The sequence below is a fragment of the Sphingopyxis sp. NFH-91 genome (assembly GCF_021401285.1).
GTDB classification, from domain to species: Bacteria; Pseudomonadota; Alphaproteobacteria; order Sphingomonadales; family Sphingomonadaceae; genus Sphingopyxis; species Sphingopyxis terrae_A.
In genome coordinates, this window is record NZ_JACBGA010000029.1 from 1 (window position 1) to 3021 (window position 3021).

The window sequence follows — 3021 nt, forward strand, 5'->3', positions numbered from 1 at the left end:
ATTAAAACTGGTCTTCATTCTCATTCTCCTTGGAGCTAATGTTCAAAGCTCGTCGGACGAGATTATTCCGCCGACCCTGAGTTATAGGATCGTCGAAAGCTGCTCCCAAGCTACTCAGAATGTTTTTTTCATTTATTCGAATTTCGATAGATCTGGGCGCAACGTAATGGGCGCCCGACCGCACCAAGGTTGACCCCACTTAGATTCTGGGATCATCATCGCGGCGCTGCTGCCTAGCAGGCTGTTGAAGAAGTCCACTGCGTGGCGATGAATGTGGACTGGTCGCCGTGGTGGAAGCTGATTTCACCCTTGAGCGTGCCGTCGTCCTGGAGTTCGGCCCAGCCTTCGCCGGATGCCTCGTCCATTTCGTCGAAGCCTTCCCATGTGAAGTGGATGCTGGCCTTGGCGTAGCTGCAATCGAGAGTGCCGGTCACCGCCCCGAAGCGGAATTCACTGCCATCCGGATCGTCGAAGGCGATATAGCCGGGGCCGAGCAGGTCGATAAACTCGCGGTCCCAAAGTTCCATCTCGGCGATGCGCCATTTGCCAGCCATCGGATGGGTCATGGCGGCGCCTCCAGCAGCTTGGGCAATCGCACGAGGTTGTAGGCGGCCGCGGCGAAGGTGAAGGCCCAGTCTACCTTGGCGAGGCCCCGCAACTTGGTCTTGCGCAGGCCCGCAACGGTCTTGATCCAGCCGAACGCTTCCTCGATCCGTTTGCGGATCCGCTGGCTGGCGGCGTATCCGGCATGGCGGGTGGTGCGCCGGTCGATCGCCGAACGGCGACCGTTGGTGTTGCGCGCGACATGCGGGCGGACATTGATCTCGCGCAGTTCCTCGACGAAGTCCGCGGCGTCATAGCCCCGGTCTGCGCCGAGCGTGATCGCGCCGGGCCGATCGGCATGCGGCTCGATCATCTCCAGCGCCGCCAACCGCTCGGCATGGCCCGAGACGCGGGTGAGCCGGGCATCGACGATCAGCCCCGAACGGTTCTCCATGAGACCGTGGCCGATGAAGCACAGCTTCGCTTCCATCCCCGGCCCCTTCTTGTAGAGCATGGCATCGGGATCGGTGCGGCTCGCATGGGTGGCGTTCGAGCGCTTCTCGCCCCGGAAATCGGCGGGCGCATTGCGGCCACCAGCGTCATTGCCGCCATCGCCCTCGTCGTCCCTGGGCCGGAAGCTCTTCATGCTCGCCCAAGCCTCTACCAGGGTGCCATCAACGCTGAAATGATCGCGCGACAAGAGCTTGCGCACGCGGGCCTGGTCGAGGATCGCACAAAGGAACTTCGCCGCCACGTCTCCCGCCAGCAGCCGCTCACGGTTCTTCGAGAAGGTCGAGTGATCCCACACCGGCTCGTCGATACCAAGCCCGACGAACCAGCGGAACAGCAGGTCGAACTCGATCCGCTCCATCAGTTGCCGCTCCGAGCGGACCGAGTAGAACGCTTGCAGCAGCATCGCCCGCAACAGCATCTCGGGCGAAATCGACGGGCGTCCCATTCCCGAATACAGCTCCGAAAAATCGCTCGAGAGCACCCCCAGCGCCTCGTTCACGATGCCCCGTATCAGCCGCAACGGATGTGAAGCTGGAACCCGCTGCTCCAGATCGACGTATGAAAACAGCTCCCCCGACCGGCTATCCGCTCCGCGCATCGCGTCCTCGATGTTCAGCTAAACCCTCCCGGCTGAATCACAACTCCCGCGCCGATGCCAGCGACTTCTTCAACAGCCTGCTAGGTGAATGGACGTGCTTGGTCGTTGCTAAGGTAAGTTGGCGCCGCTGATTAAGGTGCAGTCGCCGCACAGGCAGCCGTTTGTTTAAGGATTAACCTAGTGGACGCGGAGCGATGGGCGATCTCTGTGGTAGGACAGGGCGTGCGAGGCGGGGTAGCTACGGGGAAAATGCCTTCATTCGAGCGAGATCAGGCGACGTGCCACGTCCGAATTACGGCTACCGCACGGCTGTCACAGCGCGCAGCAAAAGACCCTGAGCGCCTGCATGGGAACGCCGCACCGATGTTCTATTGCGGTTGGTCTGTGATGCCACTAACTGTAGCCAGTGAGTGTAGCCAGTCGCAACTGGTGCCACGCGAAATTGGCCGAAAACAGGGCTTTTTGGGGTGCAGCTTTTCCTTAGGTGAGGTTCCTGCCGCCCCAGCCAGCCGGTGTTTTCAGAAGCGCTCACTAGGCCGCAGGGCGTCTCATCTAAATCAATAGAAACAATGAGTTATCTTGAGACGGAATCGTATTTCCGCTCAGGCCGTCCCCTTGCAGCTCGACCCGTTTTTGGTCAATTTGTTGGTACGCATTTCGCGCTTACCAACAAATTTTCCGTGCGCAGGATTCGAAGTTGCAGCCACGGGGGAAGGTACCAACATGCTTACCAACGTCGCGCTCAAGGCGCTCAAACCCGGCCCCAAACCCTACAAGAAAGCGGATGGCGGCGGGCTGCTCGTTCTCGTCCAGCCCAATGTGTCTGTCGTCAGAACATTTGGCGCAGATCGCGGCGTTGATTAGCGGAGCGCGGGCCTCGTCCTGGGGTTGATATTAAGCGGCGAGCTTGCGGTGCTGCAAGCGTCGGTGTTCGATGGTCTTCCGTTTGATCCTTTCGCGCTGTTGGATGATGGCGTCTGCCCTGCCGAAGTAGGTGTCGGCGGGCGTCACATTGCCGAGGCTTTCGTGATATCGGCGGTGATTATAGTGGTCGATGAAGGCCTCGATCCGGGTCTCCAGATCGCCGGGCAGGAAGTAATTTTCCAGCAGGATCCGGTTCTTGAGGGTCTGGTGCCAGCGCTCGATCTTGCCTTGGGTCTGGGGATGCATCGGGGCGCCGCGGACATGGCTCATACCGTTGGCACCGATCCATTGGGCCAGCTCCTCGGCGATGTAGCTCGGACCATAGCACATTGGGAAGCAGCCTTTCGAAGGGCCGCGATGCCTTGATGGAGACAAGGGCGCGTAGCGCCCGCCGGCTTCATCAAGGCAGTCATGACCTGCCAGCAGGTCTCTAAAGAGAAGTT

The 3021-nt window shown here is 60.2% G+C and carries 5 protein-coding genes; 2 read left to right on the forward strand and 3 right to left on the reverse strand.

Going from position 1 to position 3021, the window contains the following annotated elements; genetic code table 11:
* Positions 1–193: hypothetical protein (locus L0963_RS19530; RefSeq protein ID WP_234181495.1), on the forward strand; the 193-nt coding region annotated here is incomplete at its 5' end.
* Positions 194–233: 40 nt separating this feature from the next.
* Here the strand turns inward: L0963_RS19530 and L0963_RS19535 are convergent.
* Together L0963_RS19535 and L0963_RS19540 are read right to left on the reverse strand one after the other, a co-directional pair.
* Complete coding sequence (locus tag L0963_RS19535; protein WP_234181497.1) at positions 234–566, reverse strand: hypothetical protein; 333 nt, start codon at positions 564–566, stop codon at positions 234–236.
* Positions 563–1654 (reverse strand): IS5 family transposase, encoded by a 1092-nt coding sequence (locus tag L0963_RS19540; RefSeq protein ID WP_234181499.1) that lies wholly within the window; start codon positions 1652–1654, stop codon positions 563–565. The genes L0963_RS19535 and L0963_RS19540 overlap by 4 nt, the downstream gene beginning before the upstream one ends.
* A gap of 615 nt (positions 1655–2269) precedes the next feature.
* Between L0963_RS19540 and L0963_RS19545 the strand changes: the two genes are divergently transcribed.
* Positions 2270–2518, forward strand: coding sequence for an Arm DNA-binding domain-containing protein (locus L0963_RS19545; RefSeq protein ID WP_234181500.1), 249 nt, complete (start codon positions 2270–2272; stop codon positions 2516–2518).
* Between the two features lie 30 nt (positions 2519–2548).
* Here the strand turns inward: L0963_RS19545 and L0963_RS19550 are convergent.
* Positions 2549–3021 (reverse strand): integrase core domain-containing protein (locus tag L0963_RS19550; RefSeq protein ID WP_234181501.1); only part of this gene is annotated, 473 nt, incomplete at its 5' end.